Origin of the sequence: Modestobacter altitudinis, assembly GCF_005930475.1 — a bacterium.
In the GTDB taxonomy this organism is placed as follows: Bacteria; Actinomycetota; Actinomycetes; order Mycobacteriales; family Geodermatophilaceae; genus Modestobacter; species Modestobacter altitudinis.
In genome coordinates this window covers 1-25,309 of record NZ_SJEW01000072.1, presented here as the reverse complement: position 1 = coordinate 25,309, position 25,309 = coordinate 1, and the positions used below count along the sequence as shown (strand labels likewise).

The following is a 25,309-nucleotide window of genomic DNA, read 5'->3' as shown; positions in this document are numbered from 1 at the left end:
GTGGTGGGCCGGGGTGGTGGCCGGGGGCGTGGTGCTCACGGTGGCCAAGGCAGTGAGCTCGCACTCGGCACTGGAGCGGGACGACGGACGCTTGGTCACCCTGGTCGGCGGGGTGCTGGTGACGGCGGTCGGGTTGTCGTTGCTGCGGTGGGCCGGCCGGGCGTGGTCGGTGCCCGGGACGACGCCGATCGTGCTGTCGCTGGGCCTCTATGCGGCCGCGGCGATCGGCCTGGACCAGATCACGATGGCGGTGGCCGGGCTGCGGCACCCGTGGGTGGCGCTGGCCGTGGCGACGTTCGTCGAAGAGGGCGGCGAGGCGGTCGCCGCGCTCGTGCTGCTGGTGGTCGTGTCCCGGTGGGTGCCGCGCCGCCACTGATCCGTCCGGGCGTGCTCGCTCAGTCGTAGGGGTTGGTCAGGACGGTGCGGGCCTGCAGGACGCTGAAGGTCGCCGGTGCGCCTTGGGTCGTGGTGGTGCCGGGAACGTCGGCCTGCACGCCGCCGTCGACGGAGTAGGTGGCGCTCCAGGTCGTGGTGAGCGAGGCGGTGTAGGTGCCCGATGAGTAGTCGTGGGTGATCGTGCCGTTCGGGTAGGGCTCGCCGGCTTCGGTGGAGGTGAGGACGGTGCCGTCACCGGTGTCCCAGGTGTAGGTGCTGGCGGTGGCCGCGATGTCGACGGAGAAGCCGCGGATGTCGACCGTGAACAGCTGGGTCGTCGGGCTGTCGGTGAAGAAGATGACCGGCAGGCCGACCAGGGCCTCGCCGGGTGGCTGCTGGCGGGTGGTCAGCTGAGGGAGCGGCAGTGTCTGGAAGTAGCGGAACACCTCGTCCGGCGAGGGCGGCGGGTTGAGGTCCGTGACGTCGACGCAGCTCTGAGCGTCATTGACCCAGTTGCCGTACGGCGTTCCAGCTGCCAGCGGTTCGTTTGGCGCAATGCCATCCACGGCGGTCTGCTGACCGGCGTTCAGCGGCTGCGCAAGTCGCTGACGTTGAATCACGTACAGGGCGATAAGCCTGCCCGGAACAAGAGGGCATGCGTCGCCACCAGGAACGCAACCACCGGCCACCGGATCCATTACTTGACACGGCGTGCGCAGCCTCCACCGGTACTGAGGAATGGCGGGAGCCATGTTGCTGGCTCTGCGCACGCCCACGCTGTCGGTGGACGAAACGTCGGCGGCCTCAAGGGTCACGGCGCCTTCGCCAGTCTCGGCCCCGATGCAGTGGGCTACGTATCCGGGGCAAGGGTCGGGTGCTGCTTTGGCCGTCGGTGGCGTCGCGAGGAGGATGGCGCAGAGAGATATAACTGCGACCTGAGCCGCCTTGGCAATTCGGGGCGTCATTGGAAAGTCAAGTCTGACATCTGCCACGAGACGAGTGCCGGCTCCCAAGTAAGAAGGGCTCCGCTTCCTGGGTAAGTGACCCCTTCTTGGTCGTAGCCAGGCAAAGCGCTGCCATCCTGCAATAGCAAGCGGGACGGCTTTTGGGTCAGTGACATCGAAAATTCTGCAGTCACACTCGTTAGGACTGGATCACTGCTCCCATTAAGGACGAAATCGGCACCTTCGATGACCTGCCCAGAATGTGCGACATCATCGATCCCGTCGGCGTACTGAAGGCAGGTTCGACAGTTGGGGCTGAGTTCGCGGAGGGCGTCTGTGCTCAGGTTGACGGTTGAACGGTTCATGAGGCTGACGTAGTACCCAAGAAACGCTTTCGCTGCTGCGGGGGTCTGCTCGCGCGCCTCGTCGGGCATGGGTAGGTCGGGCGGGCCGAGGGGTGGCAGGGTTGCGGTGGTCTCGGCGGCGCTGATCGAGGCTGAGGGCAGCGTCTCGTTGGCGGTCTCCCCACCGGAGCAGCCGGCGAGCACGGCAACGCCCATAACCGCCGCAGCAGCCACCCGCACGAGCCGCATGCGTGGTCCTCCCGTAGTCCCGGAACGCAAAAGTCCTCAGAGACTACGCAGGTCAGCGGCTCACCCGCGTCCCCCGAACGCCGTACCTGTGGACGGGAGAGTCGAGCTCTGCTCCAGATGTGGAGCAGAGCTCGAGCCTGCGGGGAGCAGGTGTGGACGTCAGTTGAGGTCTGCCCCCACCCGGGGGCAGAGCTCGAGCGTCACCGGGAGCAGTAGACGGTCAGCCGCTCGCGCTTGCGGAGCACGAACTCCGTCGTCGTCTCCCCGATCTCCCCGTCGTAGGCCACCTGCTGCGGCCCCGACAGCAACCGCACCCGCAGCTCCGACGCCTGGAACTCCGCGTACGACCGGCTGTGGTCCCCGACGCCCAGCAGCGTCGCCAGCACCGCGCGCGTGCGCCCGAACCGCAGGTCGGCACGCAGGTACTGCACGTCCAGCAGCCCGTCCTCCAGGCGCGGCCGCCACGCCGGCGACAGCCCGCGCGGCACGTAGCAGCCGTTGCCGATGAACAGGATCCACGCCGAGACCCGCCGTCCGTTGAGCTCCAGCTCCACCGGCGACCCGTGCCGCAGCACCTGGGCCGCCGCCACCGTCAGCGCCACCCACCTGCCCATCCGCCCGCTCAGCCGGTCGCGGCGCCGCACCATCTCCGGGTACGAGCCGATCGACGCGGTGTTCAGGAACGGCACCCCGTTCACCTCAGCCACGTCCACCTGCACGGCCGCCCCGCTCACCACCGCCCCTGCGGCCTCCGGCGGCGTCGCCACCCCCAGATCGCGCGCGAAGTGGTTCAGCGTTCCCGCGGGAACGACCGCCAGCGGCAGTCCGAACTCCAGCGCCACGGCCGCCGCCGCCGCCACGCTGCCGTCGCCGCCGGCCACGCCCAGCGCCCGAGCGCGACCCGACCGTGCGGCCTCGCCGAGCAGCTCGGCCACCCCTGCGTCCTCGCGCAGCTGCAGCACCTCCGCCCGGGGCAGCAGCTCCTGGATGTCGGCGGCCGGGTCGTAGTCCTCCCGGCCGGACCGCGGGTTCACCGCGACCACCAGCCCCTCGCCGTCCGGTAGCGCCGGTGCGTTCCAGGCCCGCCACACCCGTGCCGGCTCGACCGGCCGCACCCGCCACCAGCGCTGGGTCGCCAGCGCCACCGCGCTGCCGACGGCCATGCCGGCGGCGACGTCCCCCGGGTAGTGCACACCGACGTGCACCCGCGAGTAGCCCACCCCCAGCGCGAACGGCGCGATCAGCGCGCCCAGGGCCGGGCTCTCCAGCGCGACGCCGGTGGCGAACGCCGCCGCGGACGCCGAGTGGCCGCTGGGGAAGGACAGCGAGTCCGGTGGACGGCGCAGCGCCCGGGCGGAGGAGACGGCGGCCAGGTCCGGCCGCACCCGCTGGAAGACGCGCTTGAGGACGACGTTGACCAGCGCACTCGACAGCGCCATCGACCCGAGCCCGCGCACCGCCGCTCGCCGCGGACGCCCGCGCTGCAGGCCGAGCAGTCCACCGACCAGCGCCCAGAGCTTGCCGTGGTCGGCGAAGGTGGAGAGGCGGCGCAGCCACCGGTCGACCCGCGTCGTCGGCAGCCGACCGACACGCGCCAGCAGTGCGGCGTCCCAACGGCGCGGTGAAGGCACGGCGCGGACGCTAGTGGAGTGCGACGGGCGCGGAAGCCGCGCCGTGGCACTCCACCCACGAGGGGTCAGGCGCGCTTGCGGGCCCGGTAGGCGGCGACCGTCGAGCGGCTGGCGCAGGTGTTGGAGCAGTACCGGCGGCTGGCGTTGCGCGATGTGTCGACGTAGACGTTGCCGCAGCCCTCGGCGGAGCAGACGCCCAGCCGCTGCCAGCCGTGCTGGACGACGACCTGCGACAGGCCCATCGCCACCGTCGTCGTCAGCTGCTCGACGGCGCCGGCGTCCGGGCGGGCGTAGTGCAGGTGCAGCTCGCCGTCGTGGTCGGTGGCGTAGGGCCGGGGCGAGGCCAGCGCCAGCAGGGCGTTGAGCCGGGCCATCACGTCGGGCTCGCTCTCGGCCAGCGCGACGTCGCGGATCAGGGTCGCGGTCTGGGCGACCTGCCCGGCATCCTGCTCGGGCAGCGACAGCGACGTGCCGTCGGTGAACCACTCGGTGTGGGCGTCGAGGAACGCCCGCACCCAGCCCGGGTCCTCGCGGTCGGCGTTGGCCAGGTCGATCGCCAACTCCACCGCGTTCGACCCGTAGGTGTCGTAGTCCATTTGACTCCCTACGCCCGTGCTAGCCTCTGGAATCTGTAGGGACCCAACGCGCGTTGACCCCCTACAGATTCCCTCATCGCACAACCTGAAGTGAGCACAGTCATGCGTTCGTACCTCACCGTGTGGCGGTTGCCGTCCGCCCCGGTGCTCCTGCTCTCCGGCTTCGCCGGCCGTCTGCCGTCCTCCATGGTGCCGCTCGCGCTGCTCCTCATGGTGCAGCAGCAGACCGGGTCGTACGCGGTGGCCGGCGGCGTCTCGGCCACCTATGGCATCGCCACCGCCCTCGTCGCCCCGGTGCTCGGCCGGCTGGCCGACCGGCGCAGCCCGCGCGGCGTGCTGTTCGCGCAGTCCGCGCTCTACCCGCTGCTGCTGACGCTGGCCGCGGTCGTGGTCCTGGTCGGCTCGCCGGTGTGGGCGCTGCTGGCCGCGGCCGGCGCCGTCGGCGCCAGCACGCCGCTGGTCTCCGGCACCGTGCGGGCGCTGTGGTCCCGGGTCGACGCCCGCGTGCGCCCCACCGCGTACGCCCTGGACGCGACCGCCACCGAGCTGGTGTTCGTCGCCGGCCCGTCGCTGGTCGCCGTCCTCGCCCTGGTCGCCAGCCCCTCGATCGCCCTCGCGGTCGCCGGTGTGCTCGGCGTCGCCGGTGCGCTGGGCATCGCCACCAGCGCGGCTCTGCGCGCCTGGGTTCCTGCGCCGGCCGAGCGGCGACCGCTGTTCGCGACGGTGACCACGCCCGGGATGCCGCGCATCCTGCTCAGCGGCACCGCGCTGATGCTGGGCATCGGCGCGCTCGAGGTCGCCGTCCCGGCCTTCGCCGACGCGGCCGGCGCCCCGGGGATGTCCGGCCTGCTGCTCGCCGTCTGGGCGCTCGGCTCGGCCGGTGGCGGCCTCTGGTTCGGCGCCCGGATGATCAGCGCCACGCTGCCCCGGCAGTACCGCTGGGGGCTGCTGGGCGTGACCGTCGGCCTGGCCCCGCTCGCCGCGGTGTCCAGCCCGTGGCTGCTCGGCGTCCTGCTGTTCCTGGGCGGGACGGCGATCGCCCCGACGCTGACCGTGCAGAGCTCGCTGGTCGGCTCGATCGCCCCGGCGTCGGCCACCACCGAGGCGTTCACCTGGCTCTCGACGGTCTCCTTCGGTGCCTCCGCGATCGGGGCCGCCGTGGGTGGCGCGCTCATCGAGACCAGCGTCGGCGTGGCCGGCGCGCTGGTCCTCGCCACCCTGGCCGGCGCGCTCGCCGTGCTGGTCACGCTGCTGCCGGGCCGCCGCCCGACGACGCCGGCCGCACCGCGCCGGGACGTCGTCCACGCCTGAGCCGACGGCGTCCCGCCACCCGTGTGGGGGGACGCCCGCAGGCGCTGGTAACCTCTCTTCTCGGTGGTTCCGAGGCAACTCGGAGCCCGGGAGGCTTCGCCTAGTCCGGTCTATGGCGCCGCACTGCTAATGCGGTTTGGGTTAATCCCCATCCCGGGTTCAAATCCCGGAGCCTCCGCGCACCACAACTGAACACGCACCCGTAGCTCAACGGATAGAGCATCTGACTACGGATCAGAAGGTTAGGGGTTCGAGTCCCTTCGGGTGCACGTCTGGTTGAGACAGCGCGCGGCCCCGTTCCTCTTCGTGAGGAGCGGGGCCGTCCGTGTTTCCGGGAGGGCCTCATGGAGCGACCGCGGCCGCTGACCCGCATCGGCCTGACGCTGCTGGGCGTCGTCGTCCTCGCCGGTGGCATCGCGTTGGGCCGGTCGCTCCCCGAGCCCGACGGCGTCCCCGGCGGCCGGACGGCGGGCCAGACGAGCAGCACCTCGCCCTGCCCGACACCCGCGGCGACCGAGCAGCCGGTCTGCGACGCCGGCTGAGCGGCAGACTGCCGGGCATGAACCGCAGCGACGTCCACCAGGTCGCCGACGGCGTGTTCCGCGTCGACGGCGGCATCGTGAACTGGTACCTGCTGCGCGACGGCCGGGACCTCACGCTGGTCGACGCCGGCTACCCGGGCAACGCCGGGGACGTCGAGTCCTCGATCCGGCTGCTCGGCCACGACCCGCGCGACGTCCGGGCGCTGCTGGTCACCCACGCGCACGCCGACCACATCGGCGCCGCCGGTCCGCTGCACGCGCAGTACGACACCCCCGCCTACTGCAGCGCCGCCGAGGTCCCGCACGCCCACCGGGAGTTCCTCGAGCAGGTGACGCCGGTGCAGGTGCTCGCCAACGCCTGGCGGCCGGGCGTGCTGCCGTGGGCGCTACGGGCGATCCGGCTCGGCGGGACGACGCCGACCGCGGTCCCGCACGCGCAGCCCTTCCCCGGGACCGGCCCGCTGGACCTGCCCGGCGGGCCGGTGCCGGTGCCGACGCCGGGGCACACCCGCGGGCACAGCGCCTTCCACCTGCCGTCCGTCGGGGCGGTGCTCACCGGCGACGGGCTGGTCACCGGGCACCCCACCTCGCGGCGCACCGGTCCGCAGCTGCTGCCCGGCTTCTTCGACCACGACCGGCCGGCGACGGTGGCCACGCTGGCGCCGCTGGCCGGACTGGACGCCGAGCTGGTGCTGCCCGGCCACGGGGAGCCCTGGCACGGGCCGGTCGCCGACGCGGTGGCCGCTGCCCGGAGCTAGGTACCCGCCAGGACCGCCGGCAGGGCTCAGCCGGCGGTCACCCCGCCCGGTGGAGGATCGGTCGCAGCAGCCCGGCGAGCGCCTCGGGCTGCGACAGGAACGGCGAGTGCCCGGTGTCCATCCGAAGCACCTCGCCTGCCCGCTGAGCCATCGCTTCCTGCGCGAACGGGGGGATCGCCTGGTCCTGCCCGCAGATCACGTACGTGCTCGGTACCGCTTTCCACGCGGCGTTCGTGAGCGGCTGCTCGAAGGCGGCCAGCGAGTGCGCTGAGACGCGGGCCACCGACCGCGCGGTCAGCTCCGGCGGGACGTCGTTGTAGAAGACCGCCTCAGGCGTGCTGACCAGCACATGGTCGCCATGGATGTCCCACCACGGCGGAGGCGTACCGCCGACCGCGCCCAACAGCGACTCCCCTTCGTCGAGCAGGAAGGCGCAGAGGTAGACGAGGTGCGCGACGCCGCTGTCAGCGGTGACCGCTTCGGTGATCACCGCTCCGCCATAGGAGTGACCCAGGACGACGGTCGGCGCGTCGATACCAGCCAGCGCCGACCGGACCGCTGCCGCGTCGGCGTACAGGTCCCCTGGTGCGGCCGGGTCGTTCCCCACACTCGGCAGGTCGATGGTGTGGATCGGCACATCGCCGAGTGCCTCAGCGAGCGGCTCCCAGCACCAGGAGCCGTGCCAGGCACCGTGGACGAGGACCAGTGTGGGAGTCATCGGCTGTGCTCCGTCGAGGGTCAGCGCCGGTGGGCATCCTGTCCGGCCACCGGTCGGCGCGCAGTGTGGCACGGCACGTCTTCGCCGGCCCAGCCACACCACGCCGGCGAACTCGGCGGCGCTGGAGTCGCGGCCGAGGCCGCGATCGGCGGACGCGGCACCAGCGGCGGAAGCCGGCCACCTGGACGTCGCCGCTGTCGAAGCGGGCCGCCGTCCCCTCGATGCCGGCCGGAGTGGCCGCGGCGCGCGAGCCCGTAGCGCTCCTTCACCCGGCGGTTGGCCGCGGTCATCGCCGACCGGCTCAGCTCGACGAACTCGGGGAGCGGGTGGCTCGCGCCGACGCGGAAGACGTCCTCCACGACGGTGGAGGGGGAGTAGACGTACTCCTGGCTGCTCTCGGGCCACTGGACGTCGACCGTCACCTCGGGCACGAGGCCAGTGGGCGCGAGGACGATGGCGGGCGGGGGGCCGGTCCTGACGGTCTGGCCGCGTTGGTCGGTCCCTCCAGCGGTGGAGGGCCACTCATACCGGTTGCCCCCGCCCGCGCTCACTGTGACTCCGCTCACAGATCGAAGTCAAGAGCCCGTCGGCGCGCCGCTGGAACCCCGTGGGACGACCAGCACCGGCACGGTCGCCGCGCGCAGGATCTTCGTCGCCGTCGACCCCACGAACACCCGGGCCAGCGGTCCCAGCCGGGACGACCCGACGACGAGCACGTCGCCCGGCACCCACGGCACGGCGGCGACCGCCCCCAGCCAGCCGGCCCCGCGGGCCAGCAGGGTCTCCGGCGCCGGGCCGGGCCCCGGCCAGCTCGCCACCACCTCGTCCAGCGAGCCCTGCACCTGGGTGGCCCACTCCTCGCTGACCACCTGCTCCATCCGCAGCCCGGTCTCCGACGGCAGCATCGCCGCCCGCTCCGGCACGAACGTGACCAGCCGGATCGGCACCCCCCAGCGCTCGGCGAGGTCCCGCGCCGCGGCCAGTGCCTCCCGGGATCGGGCGGTGCCGGCCCAGGCGCAGGTCAGCCGGGTGGGCCGGGTCGGTGCCGGCCACTCCCGGGGCGCGAGCGCCAGCGGCGCGGGGGAGCTGTGCAGCAGCCGCTCGGCCACCGAGCCGGGGGAGAACCGCCCGACCGGTGCCCCGGCCGCCGCCCCGAGCACCAGCACCCTCGCCCGGTACCGGTGTGCGGCCTCGACCAGCCCCGACGGCACCGACGAACCGGGGACGACGGCGGTCCGGGCGTCGTCCACACCGGCGGCCCGCAGGGCGGTGACCGCCTCGCTCTGCCGAGTGGCGGTGAGCGCGGCGCGCCACTGCCGGTACTCGCGGTCGACCCGGGAGGCGATCGCGCTCACCGGGTCCGGCGGCACCACGGTCACCACGACGACGGGGGCGCCGTCGGCGCGGGCGAGCTGGGCGGCCAGCTGCAGCGCCGCGTCGTCCCCACCGCCGTGCTCGGCGGCCTCCCACCCCAGCAGCACCGTCATCGCGGCGGCGTCCGCAGTCGGGAGTGCGTGCGCGAGTAGGTGACGTAGACGACGGCGGCCAGCGTCAGCCAGCCGGCGAACAGCGCGAACGTCGTCCCGCTCAGCCCGGAGATCAGGTAGAGGCAGAACGCGACCGACAGGACCGGGACGACGGGGTACCCGGGCACCCGGAACCCGCGGGGCAGGTCCGGTGCGGTGCGGCGGAGCACCATCACGCCGATCGAGACGACGGTGAACGCGACCAGCGTGCCCATGCTGGTCAGGTCGATGAGGAAGTCCAGCGGCACGAACCCGGCCAGCAGCCCCACGAACACCGCGACGGCGACGGTGCCGCGCACCGGGGTGAGCGTGCGCGGGTCGACCTTGGCGAACAGCGACGGGATCATCCCGTCCCGGCTCATCGCGAACAGGATGCGGGTCTGGCCGTACATCGTCACCAGGGTCACCGAGAAGATCGAGATCACCGCGCCGGCGGCCAGCACGACGCCCGGCCAGGTCGATCCGGTGACCCGCTCCAGGATCAGCGCCAGCCCGGCCTCCTGGCCCTCGAACTCCCCGGCCGGCTGTGCGCCGACCGCGGAGAACGCCACCAGCAGGTAGACCACGGTGACCACCACGAGGGCGCCGACGATCGCCAGCGGCAGCGTCCGGCGCGGGTCACGGACCTCCTCCCCGGCGGTGGAGACGGCGTCCAGGCCGATGAAGGAGAAGAAGATGGTCGAGGCCGCGGCGCTGATGCCGGCCACGCCCATCGACGCGAACGGGGTCAGGTTGTCGCTGCTGAACCCGGTGAAGGCGATGACCACGAACAGCAGCAGGACGGCGACCTTGATCACCACCATCACCGCGTTCGCCCGCGCCGACTCGCTGGCGCCGCGGACCAGCAGCAGCGCGCACAGCACCACCAGCACGATCGCCGGCAGGTTGACCACCCCGCCCGCGCCCGGCGCCGCGGACAGCGCGTCGGGGATCCGCACGCCGATGGTGTCGTCGAGCAGCTGGTTGAGGTACTCGCTCCAACCGACCGCGACCGCGCCGGAGCTGACCGCGTACTCCAGCACCAGGCACCAGCCCACCGCGTAGGCGACGACCTCGCCGAGGGTCGCGTACGCGTAGGAGTACGAGGAGCCCGCCACCGGGATGGTCGAGGCCAGCTCGGCGTAGCAGAGCGCGGTGAACCCCGCGGTCACCGCGGCGATGACGAAGCTCAGGACGACGGCAGGGCCGGCCTCGGGCACCGCCGTGGTGAGCACGAAGAAGATGCCGGTGCCGATCGTGGCGCCGATGCCGAAGCTCATCAGCTGCAGCGGGCCGATCCGGCGGGCGAGCCCACCACCGCCGTCCTCCCCGCCGGTCTCGGCCACCATCGCCGAGACGGGCTTGCGACGGAACAGCTGCTGGCGCACAGACGGTGCGGTCACCCGGGAGACTGTCCCGCGATCGGCGAGCGCTGACCACCCGACCGGTCCCTGAGGGCAGAAGTGGCCACTTCTGCCCTCAGGGGTCAGGGGCGGTGGCGGAGGACCTCGCGGGTGAGCTGGCCGACGGCGGTGTGCCCGGTCAGGCCCAGGGTCAGGTCGAACTCGCCCAGCACGTCCTCGACCACCTGCCGCACGCCCTCCTCGCCGGCCACGCCCAGCCCCCAGGCGAACGGCCGGCCGAGCAGCACCGCCCGGGCGCCCAGCGCGACGGCGACCAGCACGTCGGCGCCGCTGCGCACGCCGCTGTCGAACAGCACCGGCACCCGGTCGGCGACGGCGTCGACCACGTCGGGCAGGGCGTCCAGCGCGGCGATCGAGCGGTCCACCTGACGCCCGCCGTGCGTGCTGACCACCAGGCCGTCGACCCCCTCGTCGACCGCCCGCCGCGCGTCGTCGGGGTGCAGCACCCCCTTGAGCACGATCGGCAGCCGGGTCCGCTGCCGCAGCCAGGCCAGGTCCGCCCAGGTGATCGAGGGCCGGGAGTAGATGCCGAGGAAGACCTCCACGGCCGCGCGGGGGAGCGGTGAGCGCAGCGCCTCGCGCAGCGGCAGGCCGGTGGCCCGGGACCACGCCCGGGACATGCCCACCAGCGCCCGGACGGCGGACGGGTTCGGCCGCGGCTGCGGGTCGCGGGGGCTGCCGGCCGCGGCCGCGCGCTCCTCGACCAGCCGGCGGAACACCGGGTCGGAGGTGTACTGCGCGATCCCCTTGCCCAGCGCGAACGGCAGGTGCCCGAGGTCGAGGTCGCGCGGCCGCCAGCCCAGCATCGTGGTGTCCAGGGTGACCACGGCCGCCTCGCAGCCGCTGGCCTCCGCCCGGCCCAGCAGGCTCTCCACCAGCTCGTCGGAGGTCGACCAGTACAGCTGCATCCAGCGCGGGTGCTCGCCCATCGCCGCCGCGGTGGTCTCCATCGGCACCGACGCCTGGTTGGAGAACACCATCGGGACGCCGAGCGACGCAGCCGCCCGGGCGACGGCGAGGTCGGCCTCGGGGTGCACCAGCTCCAGGGCGCCCACCGGGCCGAGCAGCAGCGGTGCCGGCAGTCGCCGTCCGAACAGCTCGACCGAGGTGTCCCGCGCGCTCACGTCCCGCAGCACCCGGGGGACCACCGCCCAGCGGTCGAACGCCGTCCGGTCGGCGCGCTGGGTGTCCTCGTCGCCGGCGCCGCCGGCCACGTAGCCGTACGCGCGGGCGCCCAGCCGGCGCCGCGCCTCGGCCGCCAGGTGCCGGTAGACCGTCGGCACCCGCGGGTGCCGGCCGTACACCCCCGCCCGGTAGATCGCGTCCTGCCGCCGCCGCCCGGTCCCCGCCGCTGAACTCACCCGGCCACCGTAGTGACCTGCCTCTCCCCGACGTCCCGCTGCCGGGTCACGGGCGACACGCGCGGGACGACACGCCGCGGACACGGATGTGACTGGTGTGGCGTACGGGACGGGCGGGACGTTCCTCGTACATGGTTGAGGCAGTTCCGGGGCAGAGCACTGACACGCCGCAGGACCAGCCGTGCGACAGGTGTGAGATCGGGGGGACGACCGTGCCGACCAAGTCCACCCGTTCCGCGTCCGCCGCCGTCCTGCTCGTGCTGGCGACCGCCGGTGTCCTGCTCACCGCGGCCGTCGCGGTGGCCGGTCCGGCCGCCGCCATCGAGGACCCGCGTCGCCCCACCGCCGAGATCACCCACGGGCCCAGTTGCGGTCCCGGCGTCGTCCGGGTCGAGGTCACCAACGGCACGCAGGCGCGCCGGGTGGCGCTGGTCTTCGACGGCGCCGCCGAGCAGGACGTCGCCCAGCTGGCCGGCGGCGAGCAGACCGAGCTCGCCAGCGTCGACGTCGACTGGGGTCAGACGGTCGAGGTGTCGGTGACCGTCATCCGGCCCGACGGCACCACTGAGGCGCCGATCGAGTTCGGCACCTACACCCGGCCGAGCGCCGAGGACTGCGCGGCGGTCGCGCCGGTCGCGCTGACCTCCGACCCCGCCGCGACCCCGGTGCTGGACCGGGGCACCGACCAGCCCACCTGGGGGGACCACGACGCCGGTCCCGCGGCGGCCAGCGCCTCGTCGGACTCCGTCGCGCCGGGGGGCGTGGTCACCGTGCGGGCCACCGGGTTCACCCCCGGGGAGCCGGTCGAGGTCACCCTCCTCGGCCGCGACGGCGCACTGACCACCGTCGAGGCCGCGCCCGACGGCAGCGTCGAGGCGGTCGTGCAGATCCCGCGCGCCGCCGCGCTCGGGACGGCGACCGTGCAGCTCGCCGGCGGCACCTCCTCCGCCACCGCCGGGCTGGACCTGCAGGTCGCCGCCCGCATCCGGCCGCTGGCCGAGCAGTCCACCTCCGTTCCCGTGCTCGCCGCGGGGGCCTCCCTGATCGGCGCCACCGGGCTGCTGGGCCTGCAGGCGGCCCGGCGTCCGCGCGCCGCTGCCCTGCCGGCGCCCTGCTGAGCGACGAGGACGTGGAACCCCCCATGGACCAGCACCTGGACCGGCGGCACGACGGCGCCCCGCCGCGTGGGGTGCCGCGGGACGTCCGCGGCCTGGCCGGTGCCGGCCCGAGCGCGACGGAGACCTGGCTGCGCATCGTGCAGGTGCACGACCGGATCACCCGCCGGGTCGACTCCGCGCTGCACCGCCAGCACGGGCTGTCCCTCACCGGCTTCGAGGTGCTCCGGCGGATCGCCGAGTCACCCGACGCGCGGGCCTCGATGGGCGACCTGGCCGAGGCGGTCGGGCTCAGCCGGCCCGGCATCACCAGCACCGTGAACCGGCTGGTGGACGAAGGGCTGGTCACCCGCGAGCGGCACGGCGGCGACCGCCGGCTGCTGCACGCCAGCCTGACCGACGTCGGCCGGGAGCGGGTCCGCGCCGCCCGCTCGACCCACGACGACCTGGTCGCGCACCTGCTGACCATGCTCGGGGACGACGCCGCCCTGGTCACCGACGCCCTCGCCCGGGTGTCGTCCGCCGCCCGCCGACCCTGACGGCAGCGGGCCGAGAGACCTGGCGTGACGATCACCCGAACGGGTATCGAGTGGTCTGGCCCCGGACAACTTAAAGCCCGTAGTGTTTCGCCCGGTGGAGCGCGGGAACCGATCGAGCATGACGGACGTCCTGCGCGACTGCACGGTCGTCGTCCCGACGATCGGCCGTCCGTCGCTCGACGTCCTGCTCGACGCCCTGGCCACCGGCACCGGGCCGCACCCCGCTGAGCTGGTCCTGGTCGACGACCGCCCGACCGGCCCGCCGCTGTCCCCAGAGCGCCCGGGCCTCCCGCCGGTCCGGGTGGTTCGCACCGGCGGCGGCGGGCCCGCTGCCGCGCGCAACCTGGGCTGGCGCACCGCCCGCACCGGCTGGATCGCCTTCCTCGACGACGACGTCGTCCCCGACCCCGACTGGTACGACCGGCTCGCCGAGGACCTCGCCGCGCTGCCGGCCGAGGTGGCCGGCACCCAGGGCCAGGTCCGGGTGCCGCTGCCCGAGGACCGCCGCCCCACCGACTGGGAGCGCGGCACCGCGGGGCTCGCCACCAGCAGCTGGATCACCGCCGACCTGGCCTACCGCCGCGCCGCGCTCGCCGCGGTCGGCGGCTTCGACGAGCGCTTCCCGCGCGCCTTCCGCGAGGACTCCGACCTGGCGCTGCGCGTGATGGACACCGGCTCGACGCTGGCCCGCGGCCGGCGGTGGATCACCCACCCGGTGCGTCCGGTCGACCGGTGGGTGTCCGCACGCGTGCAGGCCGGCAACGCCGACGACGTGCTGATGCGCCGGCTGCACGGGCCGACCTGGAGGGAACGCGCCGACGCCGCCGTCGGCCGCCGTCCCCGCCACCTCGCGGTCACCGCCGCCGCCCTCGGCGCGGTCGGCCTGCTGGTGGCGGGCAGGCCGCGCGGGGCGGCGCTGGCCGCGCTGGGCTGGGCCGCCGGCACCGCCGAGTTCGCCTGGGCCCGGATCGCCCCCGGCCCGCGCGACCGCACCGAGGTCGCCACCATGCTCGCCACCAGCGCGCTCATCCCCCCGCTGGCCAGCTGGCACTTCCTCCGCGGCGCCGTCCAGCACCGCCGGGTCACCGCCTGGCGCGGGCTGCCCGACCTGGTGCTGTTCGACCGCGACGGCACCCTGGTGCACGACGTCCCCTACAACGGCGACCCCGACCAGGTCCGCCCGGTCGACGGCGCCCGCGAGGCGCTGGACGAGCTGCGCGCCCGCGGCGTGCGGATCGGCCTGGTCAGCAACCAGTCCGGCGTCGGCCGCGGGCTGATCACCCGCGCGCAGGTCGACGCGGTCAACGCCCGGCTGGCCGAGCTGCTGGGCCCCTTCGACACCGTCCAGGTCTGCCCGCACACCCCCGAGGACGGCTGCGACTGCCGCAAGCCCGCGCCGGGCATGGTGAAGGCCGCCTGCGCCGAGCTCGACGTCGACCCCGCCCGGTGCCTGGTCATCGGCGACATCGGCGCCGACGTCGGCGCGGCCACGGCCGCCGGCGCCGCCTCGATCATCGTGCCGACGCCGGTCACCCGGCCGCAGGAGATCGCCGCCGCGCCGCACCGGGCGCCCACGCTGACCGCGGCCGTCGCCGACGTCCTGGCCGGCTCGTGGTGAACCATCCCCGCACCTTCGCGCGCAAAACCGCGGGCACTTTCCCGCGCGAAAGTACGGGCACCTTCGCGCGCGAAAGTGCAGGGGCGGTGCTCGTCGCGCGGCTGGACAACGCCGGGGACGTGCTGCTGCAGGGCCCGCTGGTCCGGGCCGTCGCCGCCGGGGCGGAGCGGGTGGTCTTCCTGGCCAGTCCGCAGGGCACCGCCGCCGCGGAGCTGCTCCCGGGTGTGGACGACGTGCTGACCTGGCACTGCCCGTGGATCGACGGCGACCCTCAGCCGGTGGACGCCGCCGACCTCGCCGCGCTGACCGAGCGGGTGCGGGCCCTCGGCGTCGACGAGGCGGTCATCAGCACCTCCTTCCACCAGTCACCGCTGCCGCTCGCGCTGCTGCTGCGGTCGGCCGGCGTCGGGCGGCTGAGCGCGATCAGCGTCGACTACCCCGGCTCGCTGCTCGACGTCCGGCACCGGGTGGACGACGACCTGCCCGAACCCGAGCGCGCACTCTCCCTGGCCCGGGCCGCCGGCTTCGCGCTGCCCGAGGGCGACGACGGCCGGCTCGCCGTCCGCCGTCCGCTGCCGACGGTCGACCACGAGCCGGGGTACGTGGTGCTGCACCCCGGTGCCTCGGTGCCCGCCCGCGCCTGGCCCGCCGACCACTGCGCGGAGGCCGTCGAGGCGCTCGCCGACGCCGGCTGGCGGGTGCTGGTGACCGGCGGGCCAGGGGAGCGCGCGCTCACCGCGGCCGTCGCCGGCACCCGCGGCACCGACCTCGGTGGGGCCACCACGCTGGCCGGGATGGCCGCGCTGCTCGACGGTGCCGCGGCGGTCGTCGTCGGCAACACCGGCCCGGCGCACCTGGCCGCCGCCGTCGGCACCCCGGTCGTCTCGCTGTTCTCCCCGGTCGTGCCGGCCGTGCGGTGGGCGCCCTACGGCGTCCCGACCGTGCTCCTCGGCGACCAGTCGGCACCCTGCCGGGACACCCGCGCCCGCGAGTGCCCGGTGCCCGGCCACCCCTGCCTGTCCTCCGTTCCCGCGGCCGACGTCGTCGCCGCCGTCGAGAAGCTGGTCGCCGCATGAAGGTCCTGCTCTGGCACGTGCACGGGTCGTGGACGACGTCGTTCGTCCAGGGCCCGCACGAGTACCTGCTGCCGGTCACGCCCGATCGGGGCCCCGACGGGCTGGGCCGCGCGCGCACCTGGGACTGGCCGGCGTCGGTCCGCGAGGTGACCCCTGAGCAGCTGCCCGACACCGAGGTCGACGTCGTCGTGCTGCAGCGCACCCGGGACCTCGAGCTGGTGCGCGAGTGGCTGGGCCGCGAGCCCGGGCGCGACCTGCCGGCGGTCTTCCTCGAGCACAACGCCCCCGACGGCGCCGTGCCGAACACCCGGCACCCGCTGGCCGACCAGGCCGAGATCCCGATCGCCCACGTCACGTACTTCAACCAGCTGTTCTACGACAACGGGACGGCGCCGACCGTCGTCATCGAGCACGGCATCGTCGACCCCGGCGAGCGGTACACCGGCGAGCTGGCCCGGGCCGCGGTCGTGGTCAACGAGCCGGTCCGGCGCGGCCGCTACACCGGTGGTGACCTGCTGCCGCTGCTGGCCGAGGCCGCGCCGCTCGACGTCTTCGGCATGGGCCTGACCGGGCTCCACGAGCGCTACGACCTCGACCCCGGCCGGGTCGGGCTGCACGACGACCCGCCGCAGGCCGCGATGCACGCCGAGCTGGCCCGCCGCCGGGTGTACGTCCACCCGGTGCGCTGGACCTCCCTCGGGCTGTCGCTGCTGGAGGCGATGCACCTGGGCATGCCGGTCGTCGCGCTGGCCACCACGGAGGCCGTCGAGGCGGTGCCGGCCGAGGCCGGGGTGCTCTCCACCCGCCCGCAGCGGCTCGCCGAGGCGGTGCGCACCTTCGTCGGCGACCCGGACGCCGCCCGGCTGGCCGGCAAGGCCGCCCGCGCCGCCGCGCTGGAGCGCTACGGACTGGCGAGGTTCCTCGCCGACTGGGACCGGCTCCTGGGAGAGGTGACGCGATGAGGATCGACCTGGTCAGCGAGCACGCCTCTCCGCTCGCCGCCATCGGCGGCGTGGACGCCGGCGGGCAGAACGTGCACGTCGCCGCGCTCGCCGCCGGCCTGGCCACCCGCGGCCACGAGGTCACCGTGCACACCCGCCGCGACGACCCGGACCTGCCCGACCGGGTGCGCACCGCCGACGGCTACGACGTCGCGCACGTGACCGCCGGCCCGGTCGCCACGCTGCCCAAGGACGACCTGCTGCAGCACATGGGCACCTTCGCCGACGTGCTGCACGCCTCCTGGGCACAGGAGCGGCCCGACGTCGTGCACGCGCACTTCTGGATGAGCGGGCTGGCCTCCGTCCAGGCCGCCGCCGACCTCGACGTCCCGGTGCTGCAGACCTTCCACGCGCTCGGCTCGGTCAAGCGCCGGCACCAGGGCGACGCCGACACCTCGCCCGAGCAGCGCATCGACCTCGAGCGCGGGCTGTGCGCCGACGTCGACCACGTCGTGGCCACCTGCAGCGACGAGGTGTTCGAGCTCCGCCGGCTGGGCCTGCCCAGCGACCGGGTCTCCATCGTGCCGTGCGGCGTCGACACCGCCGAGTTCACCCCGCGCGGCCCGGTCGCCGCACGCTCGCGCCGGCCGCGGCTGCTGGTGCTCGGCCGGCTGGTCGAGCGCAAGGGCCAGGAGGACGCCGTCCGGGCGCTCACTGCGGTGCCGGACGCCGAGCTCGTCGTCGTCGGCGGGCCGCCGACCGACCGGCTGGACGACGACCCGGAGGTGCAGCGGCTGCGCGGCATCGCCTCCGAGCTCGGGGTGGGCGACCGGCTGGTCTTCGCCGGTGCGGTCGCCCGGGCCGACGTGCCGGGTTGGATCCGCTCGGCCGACGTCGTCCTCGCGGTGCCCTGGTACGAGCCGTTCGGCATCACCCCGCTCGAGGCGATGGCCTGCGGCCGCCCCGTCGTCGCCACCGCCGTCGGCGGGCTGGTCGACACCGTCGCCGACGGGGTCACCGGTGACCTGGTGCCGCCACGCGACCCGACCGCCCTCGGCGCGGCCCTCGCCGCGCTGCTCGCCGACGACGAGCGGCGGGCCGCCTACGGCGCCGCCGGCGTCCGGCGGGCCCGCACCCGCTACCGCTGGTCCCGCGTCGTCGCCGACACCGACGCCGTCTACCGCCAGGTGCTCGCTGCCCGCGCGCCCGTCCTGCTGGAGGAGTCCCGATGAGCACCGCCCCGTTCCGCTCCGCCGAGGTGGTCTCACCCGACACCTGCACCCACCTCACCGGCTCCGACCACATCACCTCGCTGACCGTGGCGCTGCGCGGGCTCACCGACTCCGTCGACACCCTCGACCGCTGGGGCCGGCTGCTGGCTGACGTGCTGACCGGCGAGTCCCGCGGCCGGTTGATGGCCGCGGGCAACGGCGGCAGCGCCGCCCAGGCCCAGCACCTCACCGCCGAGCTGGTCGGCCGCTACCGCGCCGACCGGCCGCCGTTCTCCGCGATCTGCCTGAACGCGGAGACCTCGTCGCTGACCGCGATCGCCAACGACTACCCGGCCGACGAGCTCTTCGCCCGCCAGGTGGAGGCGCACGGCCGGCCCGGTGACGTGCTCGTGCTGCTGTCCACCTCCGGCCGGTCGCCGAACGCCGTCACCGCCGCCCGCCGCGCCCGCGACTGCGGCCTCACCGTGCTGGCGATGACCGGCCCGGCGCCCAACCCGCTGGCCGCCGTCGCCCACGAGACCCTGGCGATCGAGTCGGAGTGGACGGCGACCGTGCAGGAGTGCCACCTGGTCGCGCTGCACCTGCTCTGCGCCGCGTTCGACGCCGCCGTGCTGGCCGAGCCCGCGCGCGTGGCCACCAGCAACCACGTGCAGGTCGTCGAATGAGCGGACAGGGGCGTGAGCATCGCAGCGAGGAACGAGCGAGGAGCGGAGCGCCCCGCGGGAGCGAACGACGAGGATCGATCGTCGTCGTCGGGGACGCCCTGCTCGACGTCGACCTGGTCGGGACGGCGTCCCGGCTGACCCCGGACGCGCCGGTGCCGGTGGTCGAGGACGTCGAGCGCCGCGAGCGCCCCGGTGGCGCCGCGCTGGCCGCCGTGATCGCCGCCCAGTCCGGTGCCGACGTCGTCCTGGTGACCCCGCTCGGCGACGACGACGGCGCCCGGCGGCTGCGGGCGCTGCTCGCCGGCCGGGTCCGGCTCATCGAGATCCCGGCGACCAGCGCCACCCCGGTGAAGTCCCGGATCCGGGTGGGCGACCACTCGGTGGCGCGGCTGGACACCGGCGGGTCGGCTGCCACCTTCGGCGCGCTGCCGGCCGAGGCGGCCCGTGCGATCGGCAGCGCCGCCGCCGTCCTGGTCGCCGACTACGGCCGGGGGACGACGTCGGCCGCCGACGTCCGCGCGGCGCTGTCCGCCGCCCGCGGCCCGGTGGTCTGGGACCCGCACCCGCGCGGCGCCGACCCGGTGCCCTCCACCCGGCTGGTCACCCCCAACGGCGCCGAGGCCGCCCGGGTGGCCGGTGCCGACGTGACCGGCAACGGGCTGGCCGCCGTCGGTGCGCGGGCGCAGGCCCTGATCGCCCGCTGGGGTGTCGGCGCGGTCGCGGTCACCCTGGGCTCGCGCGGTGCGCTGCTGTCCTACGGCGAGGGCGCCCCGATGGTCGTGCCGGCGGTGCCGGTGACCGGCGGCGACCCGTGCGGGGCCGGGGACTCCTTCGCCGCCGCGGTGACCGTCGCGTTGGCCGGTGGCGGGGTCACCGGCGAGGCGGTCACCTCGGCGGTCGCCGCCGCCGGGGCGTTCGTCGCCCGCGGCGGGGCCGCGGCCTGGGACGCCGTCCCCACCGCCGCGACGCCTGCCGCTCCCGGGGTCGACGGGCTGCTGGACCGGGTCCGCGCGGCCGGCGGGACGGTCGTGGCCACCGGCGGCTGCTTCGACCTGCTGCACGCCGGGCACGTCGCCACGCTGCGGGCCGCCCGCGGGCTCGGCGACTGCCTGGTGGTCTGCATCAACTCCGACGACTCGGTCCGCCGGCTCAAGGGCCCCACCCGGCCGCTGGTCACCGCCGTCGACCGGGCGCGGGTGCTGGAGGCACTGGAGTTCGTCGACGCGGTGGTCGTCTTCGACGAGGACACCCCGTCGGCCGTGCTCGAGCAGCTGCGCCCCGACGTCTGGGCCAAGGGCGGCGACTACGCCGGCGCCGACCTCCCCGAGGCCGCCGTGCTGCAGACCTGGGGCGGCCAGGCCGTCGTCCTGCCCTACCTGGACGGCCACTCGACCACCGCCCTGGTCGAGCGCTCCCGAGCTTGATGGCGCACCCCTTCCCGGTTTCGGCGCCGAAACCTGCCCCGGTTTCGGCGCCGAAACCTGAGGGGGGCCGGGCGACGGCGGTGGTGCTGCGGCCGTTGGGGCTGGGGGACCTGCTGACCGGGGTGCCGGCGATCCGCGGGGTCCGGGCCGCGGTACCGGACCACCGGCTGGTGCTGGCCACCACCCGCGCGCTGCAGCCGCTCGCCGCGCTGATCGACGCCGTCGACGAGGTGCTGCCCGCGGTCGAGCTCGAGCCACTGGACTGGGCCGGTCCGCCACCGGAGCTCGCCGTCGACCTGCACGGCAAGGGTCCGCTGTCGCACGTCGTCGTCGCGGACCTGCAGCCGGAGCGGCTGCTCACCTTCGACAGCCCGGGCTATCCCGGGCCGGCCTGGTACCCGGACGAGCACGAGGTCCGGCGCTGGTGCCGGCTGGTCTCCGAGGGCCTGGACGTCGCCTGCGACCCGGACGCGCTGGACCTGGCGGTGCCCGACCTGGTGCCGCCGGTCGCCGGGGTCGCCGTCGTGCACCCGGGCGCGGCCTTCCCGGGCCGCCGCTGGCCGCCGGAGCGGTTCTCCGCCGTCGCTGCGCACCTCGCGGCGTCCGGGCTCGACGTCGTGGTCACCGGCGGACCGGCCGAGCGGGACCTCGCGCTCGCCGTCGCGGCCGGCGCCGGGCTGGGCGAGGACGCGGTGCTGGCCGGCCGGACGACGTCGCTGGAGCTGGCCGCCGTCATCGCCGCCGCCCGGGTCGTGGTCTGCGGCGACACCGGGGTCGCGCACCTCGCCAGCGCCTACCGCCGTCCCTCGGTGGTGCTGTTCGGCCCGGTGTCGCCGGCGCTGTGGGGGCCCCCACCGCGGCCGCAGCACGTCGTCCTCTGGCACGGCGACGGCACCGGCGACCCCTGGGGGACGACGCTCGACCCCGCACTGGACCGGATCACCGTCCCCGAGGTCACCACCGCCCTCGACCAGCTCTTGTAGCGGAGTGCCACGGGCGCGGGATCCGCGCCGTGGCACTCCACTCCACCGCTCAGCTGCGGCGGCGGATGGCGTCGAACAGCACGCCCTGCAGGTCCTCGGGGTCCAGCGCCTGGTAGGCGGCGCCGCCGGTCGCGTCGGCGATCTGCTGCAGTGCGTCCAGGTCGGCGTCCGGGCCGAGCGCGATGCCGATGACCTTGACCGGCCGGTCGGCGTCGGCCTCGTCGCGCAGGGTCTGGATCAGGGCGTCGAGGCCGATGCCGGTGTCGTCGTCGTTCTCGCCGTCGGTGATCAGGACGACGCTGTTCACCGACGCGGGGTCGTAGGCGCCCTGGGCGGCGCGGACCGCGGCCAGCGTGGTGTCGTACAACCCGGTGCCGCCGGGGGAGAGCAGGCTGGGCACGCTGTCGAACTGCGCGTCGATCAGCTCGCGCTGGCTCTGGCCGCCGGCGTCGGCGCCGAACTGGCGGAGCGGGGCCAGCTCGACGTAGTCGCGGTCGCCGTCGAGCCGGTAGGCGAACGCCCACACGCCGCCGGAGTACGAGTCCGGCAGCAGGGTCAGCGCGCTCTTCGTCGCGTCCCGGGCCAGGGTCGCCCGGGTGCCGTCGCCGGCCGGGGCGCTCATCGAGGTGGAGACGTCGATGACGGTCAGCAGCCGGGACGGCGTGGCCAGGCTGGACAACCGCCCGAGCAGGCCCTGCAGCGCGGCGGCGTCCAGCTCCAGCGACGCGGGCGCCGCCTCCTGCACCCCGGTCTCCGGCCCGGCGCCGTCGGGAGCGGAGCCGTCCTGGTCGCGGAAGCCGGCGGCGCGGGCCTGCGTGCCGGCCGAGGCGGCGGTGAGGGTCGCGACGACGGCGTCCACCGCCTCCGGGTCGGCCGCCTCGGCGGCCCCGACCCGCAGCACCGGGTAGTCCAGCGATGGCGAGCCGTCGCTGGGGTAGACCGCGACCAGCGAGTCCGAGCCCGCCGCGGTGTTGGCCGCCAGTACCTCCTGCTCGCTCACCGGCACCAGCGGCGCGTCGGCGCCGCCCTCGGTGCCGGCCGTCAGCGCGTCGGCGGGGGAGGGGACCTCACCGCGCCCGGCGGCGAGGACCGCCGCCACGACGGCGTTGTCGGCGTCCGCGCCGCCGCCCAGCGACTGGCGGACCGCGGCGAGCGCGGACAGGCCCTCGGCGCTCGCGGTCAGGTCGGGGACGGCGAGCGGGCGGCCGGTGCCGAGCGCCTGACCCCAGGTGGGCGGCGTGCTGGTCCAGCCCAGCTCGTCGGCGGCCGCGCGGCTGGTGGCCAGCACCAGCGGTGAGGAGGCCAGCGAGCCGACGGCCTCGGCGTCGGCGCCGCCGGCGCGGGCAGCCCACAGCGAGGAGTCGGGCACCCACACCTGCGGGAGGGCGTCGGCGTCCAGCGCCCCGACCGACGCCAGCGTCTGCAGCGGTTCCTCGGCGGTCACCTCGGCCACGGCGCAGCCGCCACCGCCGAGCTGCTCGGGCTGGGACAGCAGTTGCTCCACCAGCGGGCCGACCTCGGGTGCGACGGTGACCCGCACGGTCTGCCGGTCGCCGCAGTCGGCGGCCTCGGCGGCGTCGTCGTCCCCGGACCGCCACCAGACCAGTCCGAGGCCGATGGCCGCGATCAGCAGGACGGCGAGGCCGCCGAGCAGCGCGGGGCGGCCGGCGATCCCGGAGCGGGACGGTGTGGAGGCGTGCCGCCCCATCTGGCTTCTCCGTCGTGTTCGAGCCCTGTGCTGTGCCAGGGGCGCGCCTGAGCGCGGCTTCCCGGGCATCGGTCGGCCGGAACTCTACCCACTGCGAGGCGGTGATCGCCCCGCGTCAGGGGTCCTCGCCTCAACTGGCGCGGGGAACGCCCGCCTCGCGCCGTGCTGCGAACCAGGCGACCGTGTTGCGGAGGCCCTCCTCGGAGGTGACCGTCGGGCGCCAGCCCAGCGCCCGCTCGGCGGCGGTGGTGTCGGGGCGGCGGACCTTGGGGTCGTCGACCGGCAGGTCGATGAAGCCGATCTCGGACGACGAACCGGTCAGCTCGACGATCCAGCGGGCGAGCTCGAGCATGGACAGCTCGTCGGGGTTGCCGATGTTCATCGGCCCGGTCTCGGTGGAGAACGCGAGCGCGAGGATGCCGCGCACCGTGTCGTCGACGTAGCAGATCGAGCGGGTCTGCGAGCCGTCACCGGCGACGGTCAGCGGCTCGCCGGCGAGCGCCTGGCCGACGAAGGCGGGGATGGCCCGGCCGTCGTTGGGGCGCATCCGCGGACCGTAGGTGTTGAAGATCCGCACGATCGCGGTGTCGGTGCCCTGCGAGGTGCGGTACGCGGTGGTCAGCGCCTCGCTGAACCGCTTGGCCTCGTCGTAGACCCCGCGCGGGCCGACCGGGTTGACGTTGCCCCAGTACTCCTCGCGCTGCGGGTGCTCCAGCGGGTCGCCGTAGACCTCCGAGGTCGAGGCGAGCAGGTAGCGGGCGCCCTTCTCCTTGGCCAGGCCGAGGGTGTGCAGGGTGCCCAGGCTGCCGACCTTGAGGGTCTCGATCGGCATCTTGAGGTAGTCCAGCGGGCTGGCCGGGGACGCGAAGTGCAGCACCAGGTCGACCGGGCCGGGCACGTGCACGTAGTCGGTGACGTCGCAGCGGACCAGCCGGAACCCCGGGCGCTCCATCAGGTGCAGCACGTTCTCCGGCGAGCCGGTGAGGAAGTTGTCCAGGCAGACGACCTCGACGCCGCGGTCGAGCAGCTGCTCGCACAGGTGGGAGCCCAGGAACCCGGCGCCGCCGGTCACCACCGCCCGCTGGATCTCACGCGTGCTCCGCACCGCACCCTGCGTCGCCATGCCGTGCTCCCGTCCCGACCGCCCACGCGCCCTGCCCGTGGATCCAGCCGCTCCTACCCGTGGTGATCATCCGCCAACCACTTCGGAGGTGAAGTTCTCCGCTCAGAGCCGGACTGCGGCGTTCACCAGGCCGGCCACGGCCCGGGACCGGCTGTGCGGCGGCCAGGCGATGACCGTGGTGACCGCGGGCGCGTCCACCACCGGCACGGCGATGAGCCCGTCGTGCAGCTGGGACCGGGCGGAGTCCGGCACGACCACCAGGGTCCGACCGAGCGAGACGAGCTGCAGCAGCTGCGTCTGGCTCTGCACCTCCGGGCCCGGGCCGTCGGCGTACGTGCCGTCCGGGCCGGGCCACCGTGGCAGCGGCAGCTCCGGCACGTCGGTCAGGTCGCTCAGCCGCAGGTCCGCCCGGGTGCTGAGCGGGTGGCCGGCCGGCAGGACGGCGACCTGGCCCTCGGTGGCGAGGTCCTCGGTGTCGAAGCCCGAGGTGTCGTCGAACGGGCGGTGCAGGACGGCGACGTCGGCCCGGCCGTCGCGCAGCAGGCCCGCCTGCTCCCCGGGCCCGCAGAGCACGACCTCGACGGGGACCGAGTCGGGCTCGGCGGCGTAGGCGTGCAGCAGCTTGGCCAGCAGCTCGCTGGAGGCGCCGGCCTTGGCGGCCAGGACGACGGCGGGCTCGCCCGCGGCGGCGAGCCCCGCCCGCCGGGCCCGGTGCTCGGCCGCGGCCACCGCGTCCAGCGCCGCGCGGCCCTCGTGCAGCAGGACCGCCCCGGCGTCGGTCAGCGTCACCGACCGGGGGGTGCGCTCCAGCAGCGCGACGCCCAGCCGGCGCTCCAGCTGGCTGATCGCCCGGGACAGCGGCGGCTGGGCGATGCCCAGGCGTTGCGCCGCCCGGCCGAAGTGCAGCTCCTCGGCGACGGCGACGAAGTACCGCAGCTCGCGTGTCTCCACAGCGCGTCCTCCCTCGGCCGGGGCACCGATACCCCCACGGTATCGCTCATGACCGAGGTGGTCGTGGACCACGACGACCCCCGCGCCGACGATCGACGTCATGAGCACAACGAAGACCGCCCTGGTCACCGGGGCGAACAAGGGCATCGGCTACGAGATCGCGGCGGGGCTGGGGG

25 protein-coding genes and 2 tRNA genes are annotated in these 25,309 nt (G+C 75.1%); 15 read left to right on the top strand and 12 right to left on the bottom strand.

Annotated elements, in window-relative coordinates; all coding sequences use genetic code 11:
• Positions 1 to 376: hypothetical protein (locus FHL79_RS20635; RefSeq protein ID WP_218938541.1), on the top strand; the 376-nt coding region annotated here is incomplete at its 5' end.
• A gap of 19 nt (positions 377 to 395) precedes the next feature.
• Here FHL79_RS20635 and FHL79_RS20630 read toward each other — a convergent pair.
• The 4 genes from FHL79_RS20630 to FHL79_RS20615 form a co-directional block, all read right to left on the bottom strand.
• Positions 396 to 1,190: a hypothetical protein gene (locus FHL79_RS20630; protein ID WP_246081056.1), complete on the bottom strand. Its 795-nt coding sequence runs from the start codon at positions 1,188 to 1,190 to the stop codon at positions 396 to 398.
• Positions 1,191 to 1,336: 146 nt separating this feature from the next.
• Positions 1,337 to 1,912 carry a hypothetical protein gene (locus FHL79_RS20625; RefSeq protein WP_138760441.1) on the bottom strand — a complete coding sequence of 192 codons (576 nt, stop codon included), beginning with the start codon at positions 1,910 to 1,912 and terminating at the stop codon, positions 1,337 to 1,339.
• A 200-nt stretch (positions 1,913 to 2,112) separates the two neighbouring features.
• Positions 2,113 to 3,543, bottom strand: a complete 1,431-nt coding sequence (locus FHL79_RS20620; protein WP_138760440.1) for a bifunctional phosphatase PAP2/diacylglycerol kinase family protein — start codon at positions 3,541 to 3,543, stop codon at positions 2,113 to 2,115.
• Between the two features lie 65 nt (positions 3,544 to 3,608).
• On the bottom strand, positions 3,609 to 4,139 hold the full coding sequence (locus FHL79_RS20615; protein ID WP_138760439.1) for a CGNR zinc finger domain-containing protein: 531 nt from the start codon (positions 4,137 to 4,139) through the stop codon (positions 3,609 to 3,611).
• Between the two features lie 102 nt (positions 4,140 to 4,241).
• On the opposite strand from FHL79_RS20615, the gene FHL79_RS20610 reads away from it, so the two are divergent.
• The 5 genes from FHL79_RS20610 to FHL79_RS20590 all read left to right on the top strand — a co-directional run bounded on the left by FHL79_RS20610 (position 4,242) and on the right by FHL79_RS20590 (position 6,750).
• A complete protein-coding gene (locus tag FHL79_RS20610; RefSeq protein WP_171058264.1) occupies positions 4,242 to 5,450 on the top strand; it encodes an MFS transporter in 1,209 nt (402 codons plus the stop codon).
• An 89-nt stretch (positions 5,451 to 5,539) separates the two neighbouring features.
• Positions 5,540 to 5,628 (top strand) — tRNA-Ser (locus FHL79_RS20605).
• Positions 5,629 to 5,646: 18 nt separating this feature from the next.
• Positions 5,647 to 5,719: transfer RNA gene (locus FHL79_RS20600), tRNA-Arg, on the top strand.
• Positions 5,720 to 5,794: 75 nt separating this feature from the next.
• The gene (locus tag FHL79_RS20595; RefSeq protein ID WP_138760437.1) at positions 5,795 to 5,992 is read left to right on the top strand and encodes a hypothetical protein; all 198 of its coding nucleotides are present in this window, start codon (positions 5,795 to 5,797) and stop codon (positions 5,990 to 5,992) included.
• A gap of 17 nt (positions 5,993 to 6,009) precedes the next feature.
• Positions 6,010 to 6,750: an MBL fold metallo-hydrolase gene (locus tag FHL79_RS20590; RefSeq protein WP_138760436.1), complete on the top strand. Its 741-nt coding sequence runs from the start codon at positions 6,010 to 6,012 to the stop codon at positions 6,748 to 6,750.
• A gap of 37 nt (positions 6,751 to 6,787) precedes the next feature.
• Here FHL79_RS20590 and FHL79_RS20585 read toward each other — a convergent pair whose 3' ends face one another.
• From FHL79_RS20585 to FHL79_RS20570, 5 genes are all read right to left on the bottom strand, one after another.
• Complete coding sequence (locus FHL79_RS20585; protein WP_138760447.1) at positions 6,788 to 7,468, bottom strand: alpha/beta hydrolase; 681 nt, start codon at positions 7,466 to 7,468, stop codon at positions 6,788 to 6,790.
• Between the two features lie 20 nt (positions 7,469 to 7,488).
• On the bottom strand, positions 7,489 to 7,899 hold the full coding sequence (locus tag FHL79_RS25230) for a hypothetical protein (RefSeq protein ID WP_171058263.1): 411 nt from the start codon (positions 7,897 to 7,899) through the stop codon (positions 7,489 to 7,491).
• Positions 7,900 to 8,043: 144 nt separating this feature from the next.
• Positions 8,044 to 8,955 carry a universal stress protein gene (locus FHL79_RS20580; RefSeq protein WP_138760435.1) on the bottom strand — a complete coding sequence of 304 codons (912 nt, stop codon included), beginning with the start codon at positions 8,953 to 8,955 and terminating at the stop codon, positions 8,044 to 8,046.
• Complete coding sequence (locus tag FHL79_RS20575) at positions 8,952 to 10,376, bottom strand: amino acid permease (RefSeq protein WP_218938539.1); 1,425 nt, start codon at positions 10,374 to 10,376, stop codon at positions 8,952 to 8,954. Before FHL79_RS20575 ends, FHL79_RS20580 begins: the two co-directional genes overlap by 4 nt.
• Positions 10,377 to 10,459: 83 nt before the next feature.
• Entirely contained in the window at positions 10,460 to 11,758 is a 1,299-nt protein-coding gene (locus FHL79_RS20570) for an alpha-hydroxy-acid oxidizing protein (protein WP_138760434.1), read from the bottom strand.
• Positions 11,759 to 11,970: 212 nt separating this feature from the next.
• On the opposite strand from FHL79_RS20570, the gene FHL79_RS20565 reads away from it, so the two are divergent.
• The 9 genes from FHL79_RS20565 (at position 11,971) to FHL79_RS20525 (ending at position 21,351) form a co-directional block, all read left to right on the top strand.
• Positions 11,971 to 12,876 carry a hypothetical protein gene (locus FHL79_RS20565; protein ID WP_138760433.1) on the top strand — a complete coding sequence of 302 codons (906 nt, stop codon included), beginning with the start codon at positions 11,971 to 11,973 and terminating at the stop codon, positions 12,874 to 12,876.
• A gap of 11 nt (positions 12,877 to 12,887) precedes the next feature.
• Positions 12,888 to 13,412, top strand: a complete 525-nt coding sequence (locus tag FHL79_RS20560; RefSeq protein ID WP_246081054.1) for a MarR family winged helix-turn-helix transcriptional regulator — start codon at positions 12,888 to 12,890, stop codon at positions 13,410 to 13,412.
• A 118-nt stretch (positions 13,413 to 13,530) separates the two neighbouring features.
• Complete coding sequence (locus tag FHL79_RS20555; RefSeq protein WP_138760432.1) at positions 13,531 to 15,030, top strand: HAD-IIIA family hydrolase; 1,500 nt, start codon at positions 13,531 to 13,533, stop codon at positions 15,028 to 15,030.
• Between the two features lie 86 nt (positions 15,031 to 15,116).
• Entirely contained in the window at positions 15,117 to 16,106 is a 990-nt protein-coding gene (locus tag FHL79_RS20550) for a glycosyltransferase family 9 protein (RefSeq protein ID WP_138760431.1), read from the top strand.
• Positions 16,103 to 17,068 (top strand): glycosyltransferase, encoded by a 966-nt coding sequence (locus FHL79_RS20545; RefSeq protein WP_138760430.1) that lies wholly within the window; start codon positions 16,103 to 16,105, stop codon positions 17,066 to 17,068. The genes FHL79_RS20550 and FHL79_RS20545 overlap by 4 nt, the downstream gene beginning before the upstream one ends.
• On the top strand, positions 17,065 to 18,279 hold the full coding sequence (locus tag FHL79_RS20540) for a glycosyltransferase (protein ID WP_138760429.1): 1,215 nt from the start codon (positions 17,065 to 17,067) through the stop codon (positions 18,277 to 18,279). Before FHL79_RS20545 ends, FHL79_RS20540 begins: the two co-directional genes overlap by 4 nt.
• Positions 18,276 to 18,944 carry a D-sedoheptulose-7-phosphate isomerase gene (locus tag FHL79_RS20535; protein WP_138760428.1) on the top strand — a complete coding sequence of 223 codons (669 nt, stop codon included), beginning with the start codon at positions 18,276 to 18,278 and terminating at the stop codon, positions 18,942 to 18,944. The genes FHL79_RS20540 and FHL79_RS20535 overlap by 4 nt, the downstream gene beginning before the upstream one ends.
• A complete protein-coding gene (rfaE2, locus tag FHL79_RS20530; protein WP_246081052.1) occupies positions 18,941 to 20,368 on the top strand; it encodes a D-glycero-beta-D-manno-heptose 1-phosphate adenylyltransferase in 1,428 nt (475 codons plus the stop codon). Before FHL79_RS20535 ends, rfaE2 begins: the two co-directional genes overlap by 4 nt.
• 83 nt (positions 20,369 to 20,451) lie before the next feature.
• Positions 20,452 to 21,351 (top strand): glycosyltransferase family 9 protein, encoded by a 900-nt coding sequence (locus tag FHL79_RS20525; RefSeq protein ID WP_246081051.1) that lies wholly within the window; start codon positions 20,452 to 20,454, stop codon positions 21,349 to 21,351.
• 49 nt (positions 21,352 to 21,400) lie between these two features.
• On the opposite strand, the gene FHL79_RS20520 is transcribed toward FHL79_RS20525, so the two are convergent.
• The 3 genes from FHL79_RS20520 to FHL79_RS20510 all read right to left on the bottom strand — a co-directional run bounded on the left by FHL79_RS20520 (position 21,401) and on the right by FHL79_RS20510 (position 25,133).
• Complete coding sequence (locus FHL79_RS20520) at positions 21,401 to 23,059, bottom strand: vWA domain-containing protein (protein ID WP_138760426.1); 1,659 nt, start codon at positions 23,057 to 23,059, stop codon at positions 21,401 to 21,403.
• Between the two features lie 130 nt (positions 23,060 to 23,189).
• The gene (locus tag FHL79_RS20515; RefSeq protein WP_138760425.1) at positions 23,190 to 24,182 is read right to left on the bottom strand and encodes a UDP-glucuronic acid decarboxylase family protein; all 993 of its coding nucleotides are present in this window, start codon (positions 24,180 to 24,182) and stop codon (positions 23,190 to 23,192) included.
• A 102-nt stretch (positions 24,183 to 24,284) separates the two neighbouring features.
• Positions 24,285 to 25,133 (bottom strand): LysR family transcriptional regulator, encoded by an 849-nt coding sequence (locus FHL79_RS20510; RefSeq protein ID WP_138760424.1) that lies wholly within the window; start codon positions 25,131 to 25,133, stop codon positions 24,285 to 24,287.
• Positions 25,134 to 25,309: the final 176 nt, after the last annotated feature.